Source organism: Achromobacter sp. T5-5 (assembly GCF_055397965.1).
In genome coordinates this window covers 4,364,130-4,378,345 of the sequence record NZ_AP027919.1, presented here as the reverse complement: position 1 = coordinate 4,378,345, position 14,216 = coordinate 4,364,130, and the positions used below count along the sequence as shown (strand labels likewise).

The 14,216-nt window shown below is 67.2% G+C and carries 14 protein-coding genes; 3 read left to right on the top strand and 11 right to left on the bottom strand.

Annotated features, from left to right (window positions below; translation table 11 throughout):
* Positions 1–95: 95 nt before the first annotated feature.
* From ACZ50Q_RS19840 to ACZ50Q_RS19810, 7 genes are all read right to left on the bottom strand, one after another.
* Entirely contained in the window at positions 96–722 is a 627-nt protein-coding gene (locus tag ACZ50Q_RS19840) for a Maf family protein (RefSeq protein WP_464079363.1), read from the bottom strand.
* 32 nt (positions 723–754) lie between these two features.
* Positions 755–1,225 carry a 23S rRNA (pseudouridine(1915)-N(3))-methyltransferase RlmH gene (gene rlmH / locus ACZ50Q_RS19835; protein ID WP_076519858.1) on the bottom strand — a complete coding sequence of 157 codons (471 nt, stop codon included), beginning with the start codon at positions 1,223–1,225 and terminating at the stop codon, positions 755–757.
* A gap of 7 nt (positions 1,226–1,232) precedes the next feature.
* Positions 1,233–1,643, bottom strand: coding sequence for a ribosome silencing factor (rsfS, locus tag ACZ50Q_RS19830; protein ID WP_092582270.1), 411 nt, complete (start codon positions 1,641–1,643; stop codon positions 1,233–1,235).
* Between the two features lie 73 nt (positions 1,644–1,716).
* Entirely contained in the window at positions 1,717–2,304 is a 588-nt protein-coding gene (nadD, locus tag ACZ50Q_RS19825) for a nicotinate (nicotinamide) nucleotide adenylyltransferase (RefSeq protein WP_076519860.1), read from the bottom strand.
* Positions 2,301–3,212 carry an oxygen-dependent coproporphyrinogen oxidase gene (gene hemF, locus ACZ50Q_RS19820; RefSeq protein WP_464079362.1) on the bottom strand — a complete coding sequence of 304 codons (912 nt, stop codon included), beginning with the start codon at positions 3,210–3,212 and terminating at the stop codon, positions 2,301–2,303. The genes nadD and hemF overlap by 4 nt, the downstream gene beginning before the upstream one ends.
* A 13-nt stretch (positions 3,213–3,225) precedes the next feature.
* Positions 3,226–4,533, bottom strand: coding sequence for a phosphoribosylamine--glycine ligase (gene purD / locus ACZ50Q_RS19815; RefSeq protein ID WP_464079361.1), 1,308 nt, complete (start codon positions 4,531–4,533; stop codon positions 3,226–3,228).
* Between the two features lie 147 nt (positions 4,534–4,680).
* Positions 4,681–5,412 (bottom strand): YebC/PmpR family DNA-binding transcriptional regulator, encoded by a 732-nt coding sequence (locus ACZ50Q_RS19810; RefSeq protein WP_076519863.1) that lies wholly within the window; start codon positions 5,410–5,412, stop codon positions 4,681–4,683.
* Between the two features lie 160 nt (positions 5,413–5,572).
* Between ACZ50Q_RS19810 and ACZ50Q_RS19805 the strand changes: the two genes are divergently transcribed.
* From ACZ50Q_RS19805 to ACZ50Q_RS19795, 3 genes are all read left to right on the top strand, one after another.
* Entirely contained in the window at positions 5,573–7,111 is a 1,539-nt protein-coding gene (locus ACZ50Q_RS19805; RefSeq protein ID WP_464079360.1) for a helicase HerA-like C-terminal domain-containing protein, read from the top strand.
* A 121-nt stretch (positions 7,112–7,232) separates the two neighbouring features.
* Positions 7,233–8,300: a tartrate dehydrogenase gene (locus ACZ50Q_RS19800; RefSeq protein ID WP_092582265.1), complete on the top strand. Its 1,068-nt coding sequence runs from the start codon at positions 7,233–7,235 to the stop codon at positions 8,298–8,300.
* Positions 8,301–8,333: 33 nt separating this feature from the next.
* Positions 8,334–9,293: a hypothetical protein gene (locus tag ACZ50Q_RS19795; RefSeq protein WP_076519866.1), complete on the top strand. Its 960-nt coding sequence runs from the start codon at positions 8,334–8,336 to the stop codon at positions 9,291–9,293.
* 67 nt (positions 9,294–9,360) lie between these two features.
* Here the strand turns inward: ACZ50Q_RS19795 and ACZ50Q_RS19790 are convergent, their stop codons facing one another.
* From ACZ50Q_RS19790 to ACZ50Q_RS19775, 4 genes are all read right to left on the bottom strand, one after another.
* Positions 9,361–10,974 (bottom strand): DHA2 family efflux MFS transporter permease subunit, encoded by a 1,614-nt coding sequence (locus tag ACZ50Q_RS19790; protein WP_175493259.1) that lies wholly within the window; start codon positions 10,972–10,974, stop codon positions 9,361–9,363.
* Complete coding sequence (locus tag ACZ50Q_RS19785) at positions 10,971–12,164, bottom strand: EmrA/EmrK family multidrug efflux transporter periplasmic adaptor subunit (RefSeq protein WP_464079359.1); 1,194 nt, start codon at positions 12,162–12,164, stop codon at positions 10,971–10,973. Before ACZ50Q_RS19785 ends, ACZ50Q_RS19790 begins: the two co-directional genes overlap by 4 nt.
* 21 nt (positions 12,165–12,185) lie before the next feature.
* Positions 12,186–13,601, bottom strand: coding sequence for an efflux transporter outer membrane subunit (locus ACZ50Q_RS19780; protein WP_464079358.1), 1,416 nt, complete (start codon positions 13,599–13,601; stop codon positions 12,186–12,188).
* A 93-nt stretch (positions 13,602–13,694) separates the two neighbouring features.
* Positions 13,695–14,210 carry a MarR family winged helix-turn-helix transcriptional regulator gene (locus ACZ50Q_RS19775; RefSeq protein WP_464079357.1) on the bottom strand — a complete coding sequence of 172 codons (516 nt, stop codon included), beginning with the start codon at positions 14,208–14,210 and terminating at the stop codon, positions 13,695–13,697.
* Positions 14,211–14,216 lie beyond the last annotated feature (6 nt).

The window sequence follows — 14,216 nt, the reverse complement described above, 5'->3', positions numbered from 1 at the left end:
GCAAACCCGGCTTGCGCATAACCGCGCACGGCCTGAAAAAAAATCCCCCGGCGCCTCGCGGTGCCGGGGGATTTTTCATTGGGGCGACGCCGCGTTCAAGGCACCGGGATGCCGGCTTCGCGAAGCAGATTGGCCGTTTCAAACAAAGGCAGGCCCATGACGCCCGTGTAGCTGCCCGAGATATGTGAGATGAAGGCGCCGGCCAAGCCCTGGATGCCGTAGGCGCCAGCCTTGCCGAAGGGTTCTCCGCTGTCGCAGTAGCGCCCGATTTCGTCGTCTCCCAGTTCGCGCATGCGGACCTCGGTGATGGAGACGGCGTCCAGCAAGCGATCGCCGGTCCACACCGCGACCGCCGTATGGACTTCATGCGTCGAGCCGGACAGCGCGCGCAGGATGCGGAGGGCGTCGGCGCGGTCGGCCGGCTTGCCCAGCACCTCGCCGGCGAGGATGACCGTCGTGTCGGCCGCCAGCAGGGGCAAGGCGGGCAAGGGCTGCGACCGCATCCAGTCGCGGCCGCGCACGGCCTTGTCGCGGGCCGTGCGCAGTACGTAGTCGGCGGCGCGCTCGCCCGGGTGCTGCGGCTCGTCTTCGCCAGGCGGCGCGGGCACGAGCAGGACTTCGTGCGCCAGGCCGATCTGCGTCAGCAGTTCGCGCCGGCGCGGGCTGGCGGAGGCCAGGTAGAGGCGTGGGGCGGGCAGGGAAGTGTCGGCGGTGTCGGTCATGCGGTGCACAGGGCGGGCGCCGCCAGCGGCGGTCAGGCGCGGTGATAGGGATGGTTGGTCATGATGGCCCAGGCGCGATAGAGCTGTTCGGCCAGGACGACACGCACCATGGGGTGCGGCAATGTCAGCGACGACAGGCGCAGTTGGCCGCTGGCGGAGGCCTTCAGGCCGGGGTCCAGGCCATCGGGCCCGCCAACGAGAAACGCGACATCCTGTCCGCCCGCGCGCCATTGTTCGAGCTTTTGCGACAGCGCCATGGTGGTGAGGTCGCGGCCGCGCTCGTCCAGCGCCAGCCGCAGCGCATTGGCGGGCAGGGCCGCCTCGATACGCTTGGCTTCGGCCGCCATCATCTGAGCCGGCGTCTTGCCGGTGGTGCGGGGTTCGGGCTTGATCTCGCGCAGTTCCAGCGCGCAGTCGGCGGGCAGGCGTTTTGCGTAGTCGTCCCAGGCAGTCTGCACCCAGTCCGGCATCCGCGTGCCCACCGCAACGACGATCAGTTTCACGACGCGCTCAGTCTTCGGCGTCGTCGTAGCCGTTGCCGCTGTCGCTGGCGACAGGGGCGGGCCGGGTGGAGTCGGGCAGCAGCTTCACGCGCACCGGCTTGCCGCCCCAGATTTCTTCCAGGTTGTAGTACTGGCGGATGGCCGGCTGCATGATGTGCACGACGACATCGCCCAGGTCGACGACGACCCATTCGCCGGTGTCTTCGCCTTCGATGGTGATGCCGGTGAGCGACATGGCGCGGCCGCGGTCGGCGACGCTGGATGCGAGCGCGCGGGTCTGGCGGTTGGAGGTGGCGCTTGCAATCACGACGCGATCGAACAGGCTGGTCAGATGCGTGGTGTTGAAGACCTTGATGTCTTGCGCCTTGACGTCTTCGAGGGCGTCGATGACGGCGCGTTGGAGTTTCTGTATATCCATAGCTGCAAATATAACCCGCTCGATGCGCGCGATGGCAGCGCAGGCTGGCCGGTGGCGCCGGGCGGGAAGGGGTTTATCGGTAGAGTTTGTGCGCTGCAATATACGCGGCGACGCGAGCGTCGAGCAGTCCGTCGGTGGATTCGCCCTGCGCCAGCCGCCGACGGATGTCGGACGCCGAGACCGGCATGGGCGGGAAAGGCAGTTCCTGCAGTTCGCGGCCTTGTTCCCGCAGCCATTGCGCCAGTTCCGGCGGTGCGCTGAGCGCCGTGCCGGGGCGGGTGGCCACGGCCAGGTCGACCAGGCTGGAAATGTCGCGCCAGTTGCGCCAGGTGCAGAAATTGGCGAGCTGGTCGGCGCCCAGCAGCCACACATAGCGCGCGTCCTGCGGCAGGGCGCGCAGCGTGTCGATGGTGTAGGTGGCGCCGCCGCGCTCGATTTCGATGGGATTGACCGCCAGGCCGGGGTGGCCGGCGATGGCCAGTTCCAGCATCTGGCGGCGCTGCTCGCCGGTCGCGTTCAGTGCGGCCCGCTGCCAGGGATTGGCGGCGGGGATGAGTTGCACCTGGGCCAGGCCGAGCGATTGCAGGGCGTTCTGGGCCAGGGCGATGTGGGCGACGTGGACGGGGTCGAAGCTGCCGCCCAGCAGGCCGATGCGCTTCAAACCCAGTCCCGCGGTTTGAGGTACGCGGCCAGTTCGGCCTCGGGCGTGCCGGCTTGCGGTTGCCAGTCATAGCGCCAATGGGCCAGCGGCGGCATGGACAGCAGGATCGATTCGGTGCGCCCGCCGGATTGCAGGCCGAACAACGTGCCGCGATCGAAGACCAGGTTGAATTCGACGTAGCGGCCGCGCCGATAGGCCTGGAAATCGCGTTCGTGCTCGGTGTAGGCGATGCCGCGCCGCTTTTCTACGATGGGCAGGTAGCTGTCCAGGAAGGCGTCGCCGACCGAGCGGGTCAGGGCAAAGGAGGCATCGAAGCCGGGGGCGTTCAGGTCGTCGAAGAAGACGCCGCCGATGCCGCGGGTTTCGTTGCGATGCTTGAGGAAGAAGTATTCGTCGCACCAGCGCTTGTAGCGCGGGTAGTAATCGGGCCCGTGGGGCGCCAGCGCATCCCGGCATACCGTGTGGAAGTGGCGCGCGTCTTCCTCGAAAGGATAGTAGGGGGTCAGGTCGATGCCCCCACCGAACCAGAAGACGTCGGCCTCGTCATGGCCGGGCCGGGCCGCGGCGACGAACATGCGCACGTTCATGTGCGTGGTGGGCACGTAGGGATTGCGCGGATGCAGCACCATGGACACGCCCATGGCCTCCCAGGAGCGGCCGGCAAGCTCGGGACGGTGCGCGCTGGCGGACGGAGGCAGCTTGGTGCCCTGGACATGGCTGAACAGCACGCCCGCGCGTTCGAAGAGCTGGCCGCCTTCGAGCAGGCGCGACAGCCCGCCGCCGCCCTCGGGCCGCACCCATTCGTCGGCGCGGAAGGGGCCGCCCTCGGCCGCTTCCAGCGCACCCACGATGCGGGCCTGCAGGCCGGTGAGGTAGTCCCGGACGGCGGAGACGGGCAGAGCGGTCATGGGCGGTTCCGGATTACGCGTTGGACTTGGGCTTTTGCTGCGACGGCTTGAGCGCGCGCCAGCCGATGTCGGTGCGGTACTGGCGGCCGTCGAAGTGGATGCCGTCGATGGCTTCGTAGACGCGGTCGCGCGCCATCTTGACGGAATCGCCCAGCGCCGTGACGCACAGCACGCGTCCGCCGGTGGTCTTGGTTTCGTCGCCGTCGAGCTTGGTGGCCGCATGGAAGACCATGCAGTCTTCGGCGTCGGCGGGCAGGCCGCGGATGACGTCACCCGTGCGCGGGGTGTTCGGATAGTTGTGCGCGGCCAGCACGGCGCCCAGGGCGGTGCGGCGGTCCCAGACGATGTCGGCCTGGTCGAGCGTGCCTTCCACCGCATGCTCCAGGGCATCCAGCAGGTCGCTCTTGACGCGCATCATGATGGGCTGGGTTTCGGGGTCGCCCATGCGGCAGTTGAATTCCAGCGTCTTGATGTCGCGGTCGGGATCATCGCCGGGGGCGATCATCAGGCCGGCGTACAGGAAGCCGGTGTAGGGGATGCCGTCGCGCGTCATGCCCTGCACGGTGGGCAGGATGATTTCGCGCATGATGCGGTGGTGGAGTTCGGGGGTGACGATGGGCGCGGGCGAATAGGCGCCCATGCCGCCCGTGTTGGGGCCGCGGTCGCCGTCCTGCAGGCGCTTGTGGTCCTGGCTGGTGGCCAGGGCGAGCACGTTGCGGCCGTCGCACATGACGATGAAGCTGGCTTCCTCGCCGACCAGGCATTCCTCGATGACGACGCGGGCGCCGGCTTCGCCCATGGAGCCGTCGCCCAGCATGGCGTCGACGGCGGCGTGCGCTTCTTCCAGCGTCGCGGCGACCACGACGCCCTTGCCGGCCGCCAGGCCGTCGGCCTTGATCACGATGGGGGCGCCTTCCTGGTCGATGTAGGCGTGGGCCTTGGCCGGATCGGTGAAGGTCTCGTAGCGCGCGGTCGGGATGTTGTGCCGGACCATGAAGGCCTTGGCGTAGTCCTTGGAGCTTTCGAGCTGCGCGGCGGCCTTGGTGGGCCCGAAGATCTTCAGGCCGCGTGCGCGGAAGACGTCGACGACGCCGGCGGCCAGCGGGGCCTCGGGGCCGACGACCGTCAGGGCGATGCCCTCGCGCTGGACGAAATCGGCCAGTTCCTCGGCATTGGTGAGCGCGATGTTCTCCATCTGCTCGGCCCGTTGCGTGCCGCCGTTACCCGGGGCGACGTACACCTTGTGTACGCGCGGGGAGCGGGCCAGCCGCCAGGCGAGGGCATGTTCGCGGCCGCCCGAGCCAATTACCAGGAGTTTCATGTTGCGTGAGTCTGAGTGGTTGCCACGCCAGGATCCGTGAGGGGCCCTGGCCCGTGGAGAAGGCAACGGATCCGATACGGCGCGGATCCGGATTACACCCTGGCGCGATGGCGGGCGGTGCCGCCTGCGCGCCAGGAAAAGGGGGATTTACTGCGCTTCGTCGAAAACGACGTTCGTATAGACTTCCTGCACGTCGTCCAGGCTTTCCAGCGCGTCGAGCAGTTTCTGCATCTTGGCGGCGTCGTCGCCAGCCAGTTCGGTTTCGTTCAGGGCCTTCATGACGATGCCGTCGACTTCGGCCTTCAGGCCGGCGTCGTCGAACGCCTTGCGCACGGCGGCGTAGTCGGACGGGGCGCAGACGACTTCGATCACGCCTTCTTCGTCTGTGGTGACGTCTTCGGCGCCGGCCTCGAGGGCGGCTTCCATGACCTTGTCTTCCGGGGTGCCGGGGGCGAACACGAATTGGCCGCAGTGCTTGAACATGAAGGCCACGGAGCCTTCCTGGCCGAGGTTGCCGCCGTTCTTGGAGAAGGCGTGGCGGACTTCGGCCACGGTGCGGGTGCGGTTGTCGGTCATGCAGTCGACGATCACGGCCGCGCCGCCGATGCCGTAGCCTTCGTAGCGGACTTCTTCGTAGGCTTCGCCGTCGGCGCCACCGGCGCCGCGCTGGATGGCGCGCTGGATGTTGTCCTTGGGCATGTTGGCGTCGGTTGCCTTGTCCCAAGCCATGCGCAAGCGCGGGTTGCTGTCCGGGTCGGGGCCGCCGGCGCGCGCCGCCACGGTGATTTCACGAATGATCTTGGTCCAGAGCTTTCCGCGCTTGGCGTCTTGGCGCCCTTTGCGGTGCTGAATATTGGCCCATTTGCTGTGTCCGGCCATGGCTTCCCAGGAAAATGTGTCTGCAAAGACGGCATTTTACCGTGCCGGCGGCCCTCGCGTCCGGCCAGAGGGCTGCATGTGTCCATATAGCCACGCGCACAAGGCGGGCGGCAGGCTCTACACTTGGGCATCCTTTTGAATCCCTGGTCCGGAGCCGCACATGTCCAACCCCCTTGTCATCGCCAAGAACGCGCAGACCGAGTTGGGGCTGCTGCCGGCCCTGGCCAACCGCCACGGGTGCATCACGGGCGCCACCGGCACCGGCAAGACCGTTACCTTGCAGGTCCTGGCCGAATCCTTTTCCCGGATCGGCACGCCGGTATTCATGGCCGACGTCAAGGGCGACCTGACCGGCATTTCGCAGGCGGGCGTGGCCAGCCCGAAGCTGCAGGAACGCCTCAAGAACCTGAGCCTGGCCGAACCGGCCTGGGGCGCCAGCCCCGTTGCGCTATGGGACGTCTACGGCGAGCAGGGCCTGCCGGTGCGAGCCACCATTACGGACATGGGCCCGCTGCTGCTGTCGCGCATCCTGGAATTGAACGACACGCAGGAAGGGGTCCTGACCCTGGTTTTCAAGGTGGCCGACGACGAGGGGCAACTGCTGCTGGACCTGAAGGACCTGCGGGCGATGCTGCAGAACGTGGCCGACCGCTCGGCCGAGCTCAAGACGCGGTATGGCAATGTGTCCTCGGCCAGCGTCGGCGCCATCCAGCGGGGCCTCTTGGCCCTGGAATCGCAGGGCGCGGAAAGGTTCTTCGGCGAACCGATGCTGGACGTCGCCGACCTGATGCGCACGGACGCCCAGGGGCGCGGCATCGTCAACATCCTGGCCGCCGACAAGCTGATGCAGGCGCCGCGCCTGTATGCCATCTTCCTGCTGTGGCTGCTGGCCGACCTGTATGAAAAGCTGCCCGAAGTGGGCGACATGGACCAGCCCAAGCTGGTGTTCTTCTTCGACGAAGCGCACCTGCTGTTCAACGACGCGCCCCAGGCGCTGCTGACCAAGATCGAGCAGGTGGTGCGCCTGGTGCGTTCCAAGGGCGTGGGCGTGTACTTCGTGACGCAGAACCCCCTGGATATCCCCGATACCGTGCTGGGCCAGTTGGGCAACCGCGTGCAGCACGCCCTGCGCGCGTTCACGCCGCGCGACCAGAAGGCGGTCAAAACGGCCGCCCAGACCATGCGTCCCAATCCCGGCCTGGATATCGAGGCCGCCATCACGGAACTTGGCGTTGGCGAGGCCCTGGTGTCGCTGCTCGATGCCAAGGGGCGGCCGATGCCGACCGAGCGCGCGTATATCGTGCCCCCCGGCAGCCGCATCGGGCCGGCCACGGATGCCGAGCGGCAGGCGCTGCGCCAGGGCAATCCCCTGGCGGCCAAGTATGAAAAGGCGGTGGACCGGGAGTCCGCCTATGAAATCCTGGCCGGTCGCGCGGCCGTGCCGGCCGATCCCCAGGTGGCGCGGGATGATCCCGCCAGGCCTGGACAGCCGTCTGCCCGGTCCGGCCAGGCGCCTGCCGAAGAGAGCGGCGGCCTGATGGACAGCCTGAAGGACGTGCTGTTCGGATCGACCGGACCGCGCGGCGGCAAGCGCGACGGGGTGGTGCAGACCTTCGCCAAGAGCTCGGCGCGCTCCATTGCCCGCGAACTGACGCGCGGGATATTGGGGTCGCTGCTGGGCTCGAAAGGCCGTCGCTGAGCCGCATCGGCAGTCATCGACGCCTCGCCTCCCGTTGGTTTTGTAACGGGGGGTGTTGTGTTGCCCGCATTTATGCCTAAGATTGCGGGCGTTGAACCAATGAAAACCAAAGGAAAACGTGGTGGCTAAGAAACACAAGATTGCAGTGCTTCCAGGAGACGGGATCGGCAAGGAGGTCGTGCCGGAAGGGTTGAAGGTGCTCGATGCGGTGGCGACGCGGTTCGACATCGCGTTCCAGTGGGACCACTTCGACTGGAGCTGCGACTACTACGCCAAGCATGGCAAGATGATGCCCGACGACTGGAAGGCGCAGATCGGCCAGCACGAAGCCATTTTCTTCGGCTCGATCGGCTGGCCCGCCACGGTGCCCGACCACGAGGCGCTGTGGGGTTCGCTCTTCAAGTTCCGCCGTGAATTCGACCAGTACATCAACCTGCGCCCGGTGCGCCTGATGCCTGGCGTGCCGTCGCCGCTTGCCAACCGCCAGCCCGGCGAGATCGATTTCTTCATCGTGCGCGAGAACACCGAAGGCGAATACTCCAATAGCGGCGGCCGCCTGTTCGAGGGCACCGACCGCGAGGTGGTGATCCAGGAAAGCGTGTTCACGCGCATTGGCGCCGAGCGCGTGCTGAAGTTTGCGTTCGAATTGGCGCAAAAGCGCGGCAAGCACCTGACCGCGGCCACCAAGTCCAATGGCATTTCGATTTCGATGCCCTGGTGGGACGAGCGCGTCGCCGAGATGGCCGGGAACTATCCGGACGTGCGCTGGGACAAATATCACATCGATATCCTGTGCGCGCACTTCGTGCAGCATCCCGACTGGTTCGACGTGGTGGTGGCCTCCAACCTGTTCGGAGACATTCTCTCCGACCTGGGACCGGCATGCACGGGCACGATCGGTATCGCCCCGTCGGCAAACCTGAACCCGGAGCGCAAGTTCCCGTCGCTCTTCGAACCGGTGCATGGTTCGGCGCCCGACATCTATGGCAAGGGCATCGCCAACCCGATCGGGCAGATCTGGAGCGGGGCATTGATGCTGGATTTCTTGGGGTATCCCGACGCTTCGGCCGCGGTCGTGAAGGCAATCGAATCCGTGCTGGCTGACGGGCCGCGGACGCGGGATATGAAAGGCAACGCCTCGACGGCCGAAGTCGGCGACGCAATCGCGTCGCTGGTCAGGGCTGGTTGAGTGCTTTGGCGGGCAGGCCTGTCCGATTGGTAGATGAACGACTCGATTTTTTCTCCCCCCTCCGACCACGTGGGCGGCGGGCGGGCCGACCGCTTCGTGCGCAAGCTTTTCCGCATGCTGCGCTCGCGCACCCAGCGGCACAATCAACACCTGTGGCCGTTCGTACGAATCTGGCGGGACAAGGACGGCGCGATCAGCGGTTTTCGCGCCTTCGGCCGTTCTCTGCCCGTCACGCCCCTGTCGCAGGGCTACGACCCTGCCGACAAGGTGGTGCACCTGATCCTGAGCGGCCCGTCGATCGCCGAGATTCCCTATGACCGGATGAACATCGGCGTCGCGATGGGCGTCAATGGCGCCATCGCGCTGTCGCGCAAGTTCGATCTGCAATTCAAGTATTACTGCATCATCGACCAGAATTTCGTGCGCGACCGCATCGACCTGGTGCGCGAGATCGTGGCGCGGGACCTCACGCTGTATGTGTTCCCCGAGGTGCTGCGCTACATCATGCAGGGCATTCCCCAGGAGCAGATCCGCTGCCGCATCTGCATCATCGAACTGATCTCCAGGCGGGCCTACGAGCGCAGCGTGGCGCCGGCCGTGCTCAAGCGCATTGCCGCGGCCTCGCCGGACGTCCAGCTGCTGGACGCCAAGCAGGGACTCGGCTACAGCTTCGACGCCTCGCTCGGGGTCTTCGATGCCGATACCGTCGCCTATGCCGCCTTGCAGGTTTTGGTGTCCGGCGGCGCGCGCGAGGTCTACGTGCACGGGCTGGACCTGACCCTGCAGGGCGGATTGCGTTTCTACGACGAGGGGGGAAAGCCCCAGACCAGCCGGCTGACACGCAACTTTCCGCGCCTCATCGAACCGTCGTTCCGCTTTGCATCGGCGCTCTGGCGCGCGCGGGGGGTATCCGTGTTCAATCTGTCTCCGATCAGTGCGCTGTCGGCCGACATCATCGAACGCCGGGACTGGCAAACGCTGCTCAGGGACTGACGGGCACGCTGCCAAAAAAGAACAAGGCGCCGCGAGGCGCCTTGTTTTCGTCTGGCAACAGGGTGGTTCAGTGGGCGCCTGCTGCCGCTTCCGCCGCGCCGTCGCCGCCCGCCTTGGCCGACCGGGGCCGGGCGAACCAGACCAGGCCCGTCAGCAGCAGGAAGATGAGCGCGGACGCATAGAACACGTCCGTCGCCGACATGGTGAAGGCCTGCGCGTTGATCAGGCCGTCGACCATGGTGAGCGCCTGTTGATGCGTGACGCCCAACCCGTTCTGCAGGGTGTTCATGGTCTGGTCGAACGCCTGCTGGCCCGGCTTGGCGACCTCGGTCAACTGCGCGTGGTGCAGGGTTGCGCGGTTTTCCCACAGCGTGGTGGAGATCGACGTGCCGAACGCGCCCGCCGTCAACCGCAGGAAGTTCGACAGGCCCGACGCCGCCGGGATGCGCCATGGCTCGATGCTGGACAGCGTGATGGAGGTGAGCGGCACGAAGAACGCCGCCATCGCCGCGCCCTGGATGATGGTCGGGATCATCAGCGTGCGCACGTCCGTCTGGGTGTTGAAGCCCGAGCGCATGAAGCAGACCAGCGCAAAGATCAGGAAGGCGACGGTCACGATCTGCCTGGGGTCACGCGTGGCCAGCATCTTGCCCACGATGGGCGTGAGCAGGATGGCGAGCAGGCCGACGGGGGCGGTGACCAGACCCGCGTAGGTCGCGGTGTAGCCCATATTGCTTTGCAGCCACAGGGGCAGCAGCACCACGTTGCCGAAGAAGACGCCATAGGCCACCGCCAGCGTCAACGCGCCGACCGAGAAATTTCGGATCTTGAACAGCCGCAGGTCGACCACGGGGTGGGCGTCGGTCAGTTCCCAGATCAGGAAGAACACGAAGGCCACGAAGGCGATCGCCGCCAGCGCGATGATGGTCGGACTGGCGAACCAGTCCAGTTCCTTGCCCTTGTCCAGCATGATCTGCAGCGCACCCACCCAGACCACGAGCAGGACGAGGCCGAGCTTGTCGATGGGCAGCTTGCGGGTCATGGATTCGCGCTTGCCGTAGATGCGCCAACTGATCCAGGCGGCCAGCAGGCCCACCGGCACGTTGATGTAGAAGATCCAGGGCCAGGTGTAGTTGTCCGAGATCCATCCGCCCAGCAACGGCCCGGCCACCGGGGCCACCAGCGTGGTCATGGACCAGATCGCCAGCGCCATGCCCGCCTTGGCCTTCGGAAAGCTGGCCAGCATCAGCGTTTGCGACAGCGGGATCATCGGGCCCGCCACCGCTCCTTGCAGCACGCGAAAGGCGATCAACGCCTCCAGCGATGGCGAAAAGCCGCACAGCCAGGAGGCCACCACGAAGAGCAGGGTGGAAATCAGGAACAGGCGCACCTGGCCGAAGCGTTGCGTCAGCCAGCCCGTGAGCGGCACGGTGATGGCGTTGGCCACCGCGAACGACGTGATGACCCAGGTGCCCTGGCTGGAGCTCACGCCAAGGTCGCCGGATATCGTCGGGATGGACACGTTCGCGATCGAGGTGTCCAGCACGTTCATGAAGACGGCGGTGGACAGCGCGATGGACCCGATGATGCGGGTCGCGCCCTCCAGGGGCGGGTAGGTGCCCGGCGGGCGGGCGGCGTCACTGGGCGCGCCTGCGCCCGCGGGCTGGGCGGCGGTGCTCATGATGCGAGGTTGGCCGCGATGATCTTGCCGATCATGGCGTCGACTTCATTGTGCGCGGGCTCGAACGCGCGCGTCGACCATGCCGGTTCCTTGCGCGCGACCTGGGCCAGCGGCGCGCCGTCGTCCTTGCCCACGTCGACTTCCACGTCCATCGACAGGCCCACGCGCAGCGGATGCTGCTTCAGGTCTTCGGGATCGAGCGTGATGCGCACGGGTACGCGCTGCACGACCTTGATCCAGTTGCCGGTGGCGTTCTGCGCGGGAAGCAGGGCAAAGGCGCTGCCCGTGCCGGCGTCCAGGCCGGCGACGGTGCCGTGGTAGGTCACCGAGCTGCCGTACAGGTCGGCCACCATCTTGACCGGCTGGCCGATGCGCATCTTGCGCAACTGGCCTTCCTTGAAATTGGCCTCGACCCAGACCTGGTCCAGCGGCACGACGGTCATCAGCGCGGCGCCGGGGGCGACACGCTGGCCGACCTGCGCGCTGCGGCGCGCGATGATGCCGCCGACGGGCGCGGGCAGCACGGTGCGCGATTGCGCCAGCCAGGCGTTGCGCAGCTCGGCGGCCGCCTGGCGCACATCGGGGTGCTCGGCCACGGAAGTGCCTTGCGTCAAGGCCTGGTTGGTCGCCAGCTTGGCCTTCGCGGCGGCCAACGCCGCCTTGGCCTGCGCGACGCCGGACTGGGCGGACTTCAGGGCCACCTCGGCGTGCAGGATTTCCTCGCCGCTGACGCCGCCCGACTTGGCGAGCTGCTGGCGGCGCTTCACGTCGCTCTGCGCGCGGGTCAGCTCGGCCTGGGCGCGCAGGATGTCGGCATTGCGCAGGTCGACGTCGGCGGCGAGCGCATCGTTCTGCACGTAATAGGTCTGCACCTGGCGGACCGTCTGGGCCAGCTTGGCCTGCGCCTGCTGCAGGGCGATGTCCGTATCGGCGGGATCGAGTCGCACCAGCGGCTGGCCAGCGGTGACGGTTTCGGTGTCGTCGGCTTCGATGGCCACCACGGTGCCGGGCACCTGCGGCGTGATCTGCACCAGGTTGCCGTGCACGTAGGCATCGTCGGTGCTTTCGAAGTGCGCGCCGAACAGCGCCCACCAGATGCCGTAGGCGATGGCGACAACGATAAAGGCCCCGGTCGCCATCAGCAGCAGGCGTTTACGGGCGGGATGGGTCGAGGGAGTGGCAGCGTTCATGACGTCTGAATCCGGGATCGTTCAATGAATGGAGTTCGGGGCGGGCTCGGCCGGGGGCGCGTAGCCGCCGCCCAGGGCGGTGGCCAGGTTGGCGTCGAGCTGGTAGGCGCGGATGCGCAGATCGGTGTCCAGGCGAGCCTGGGTGAGGACGCCCGTCTGCGCGATCAGCACGGTGATGTAGTTGCCCATGCCCGCCTTGTAGCGATCGACGGCCAGGGCGTAGGCCGCCTCGATGGCCTCGCGCGCCTGGCGTTGCTGGGCCTTTTCCTGGTCCAGCAGGCGCAGGCCATCCAGCGCGTCCGCGACCTGATGCGCGGCGTCTAGCACGGTCTGGTTGTAGTCCGACACCGCCAGGTCGGCATCGGCGCGGCGGCCCGCCAGGTTGGCGTTGAGCTCGCCGCCGTGGAAGATGGGCAGCGTGATGGCCGGGCCAAAGCCGGCCATGCGGGCGTCGGCGCCCAGCAGGTTGCCGGTGCCGATGGCCTGAAAGCCCACGAAAGCGGCCAGGTTCACGTTGGGATAGAACTCGGCTTTGGCCGTGTCGATGGCGTGGCGCGCGGCCTCGGCGCGCCAGCGCGCGGCCGTGACGTCGGGACGATGCCCCAGCAGATCGAGCGGAACGCTGGACGGAATGCTGCCCGAAGGCGCGGTCAGCGTGACCTGGACCAGGTCCTGCCCGCGCTGCGGACCGGCGCCCGCCAGCGCGGCGACCTGGTTGCGCAATTGCGCCAGCGTGGTTTCGATCTGGGTCAGTTCGACCTTGCCCGAGGCCAGGGACGATTCCGCCTGCTTGACCTCGACCTGGGTGTCCAGCCCGGCCGTGTAGCGGCCCTGGGTCAGCGACAGCACTTCGGCACGCTGCGAAATCACCCGGTTCAGCACGTCGCGCTGCGCAAAGGCGTTCTGCAGGTTCAGGTAGGCGCGCACGGTGGCGCTGGCCAGCAGGTTGCGCGCGGCTTGCGCGTCGGCGCTGGCGGCTTCCTGCTGCGACACCGCGGACTGCAGGCGCGAGCGGTTCTTGCCCCAGAAATCCAGTTCATAGCTGAAGTCCAGCGCCAGCCGGTTGTCGCTGACGACGGAACCGCCCAGCGGCGCGGGGTAGATGTAGTCCTTGGACAGATGCTCGCGGGTGAGCGTGTAGCCCGCGTCCACGCGGGGCAGCAACGGCGCGCGCGCGATGCCGACCGCTGCGTTGGCCTTGGCCAGGCGCGCCTGCGCGGCGCTCATCGACGGACTGTTTGCCAGCGCTTCGGCCATCAGGGCATTGAGCTGCGGATCGCCGTAGCGCTCCCACCAATGCGTGGCTGGCCAGTCGGCGGTCTGGCCGGTCAGCCCAAGCTTGGCCGCGTCCAGCGCCGCGACGGGCTGCGGCGCGGGTTCCATCAGCGCGCAACCGCCGAGGGCCAGCACCATTACGGTAGATAAAAGGCGTTTCATCCTGACTGTTAGCTGAAAGTAATTGATTAATCTGTATTTGCCTAGGCAGTGATTATGCCAAATAAAAACCCCGGTTCGGTGCGGGGCGGCGGGTCAGCGTTCGGCGGTCGAGCCGGATGCGGACCCGTTGGCGATCATCCGTCGCAGGAAATGCATGAGTTGGGCGACTTCGTCGGTGGAGAAGCCGCGCAGGTGGTGATTGAGGGCGCGGGCGATGTTCGCGGGGATCTGGCGGGCCTTGGTTTCGCCCAGTTCGGTGAGTTCGATCTTGACCACGCGGCGGTCTTCCTGGCAGCGGTTGCGGCGCAGCAGGCCCTTGGCTTCCAGGCGGTCCAGGGCGCGGGTCATGGCGCCGGTGTCCATGTCGTTGAGCCGCGCGAGTTCGGCGGGCGTGTCGGCGCGGCCCAGGAACACCATGGCCAGCGGCCGCCACTGCATCGCGGTGAGATCGAGCGGCGCCATTTCCTGGTCCAGCATGCGGGTCAGGGAGTGATAGACCAGCTTGATCAGGAAGCCCGCGTTGTCGTCCGCCATGCTGCGCGTGTCGCTGCGGTAATGGACGGGAGACTCGGAAGGTTCGGACGTGGAGGGGGAAGGCGCGGCAGTCATGCGGCG

Excerpts from the sequence above, each read along its gene's own strand:
- ACZ50Q_RS19840 (WP_464079363.1), bottom strand. The coding sequence starts at position 722 with ATGACCGACACCGCCGACACTTCCCTGCCCGCCCCACGCCTCTACCTG.
- rsfS (WP_092582270.1), bottom strand. The coding sequence starts at position 1,643 with ATGGATATACAGAAACTCCAACGCGCCGTCATCGACGCCCTCGAAGAC.
- hemF (WP_464079362.1), bottom strand. The coding sequence starts at position 3,212 with ATGACCGCTCTGCCCGTCTCCGCCGTCCGGGACTACCTCACCGGCCTG.
- purD (WP_464079361.1), bottom strand. The coding sequence starts at position 4,533 with ATGAAACTCCTGGTAATTGGCTCGGGCGGCCGCGAACATGCCCTCGCC.
- ACZ50Q_RS19810 (WP_076519863.1), bottom strand. The coding sequence starts at position 5,412 with ATGGCCGGACACAGCAAATGGGCCAATATTCAGCACCGCAAAGGGCGC.
- ACZ50Q_RS19805 (WP_464079360.1), top strand. The coding sequence starts at position 5,573 with ATGTCCAACCCCCTTGTCATCGCCAAGAACGCGCAGACCGAGTTGGGG.
- ACZ50Q_RS19795 (WP_076519866.1), top strand. The coding sequence starts at position 8,334 with ATGAACGACTCGATTTTTTCTCCCCCCTCCGACCACGTGGGCGGCGGG.
- ACZ50Q_RS19790 (WP_175493259.1), bottom strand. The coding sequence starts at position 10,974 with ATGAGCACCGCCGCCCAGCCCGCGGGCGCAGGCGCGCCCAGTGACGCC.
- ACZ50Q_RS19785 (WP_464079359.1), bottom strand. The coding sequence starts at position 12,164 with ATGAACGCTGCCACTCCCTCGACCCATCCCGCCCGTAAACGCCTGCTG.
- ACZ50Q_RS19780 (WP_464079358.1), bottom strand. The coding sequence starts at position 13,601 with ATGAAACGCCTTTTATCTACCGTAATGGTGCTGGCCCTCGGCGGTTGC.
- ACZ50Q_RS19775 (WP_464079357.1), bottom strand. The coding sequence starts at position 14,210 with ATGACTGCCGCGCCTTCCCCCTCCACGTCCGAACCTTCCGAGTCTCCC.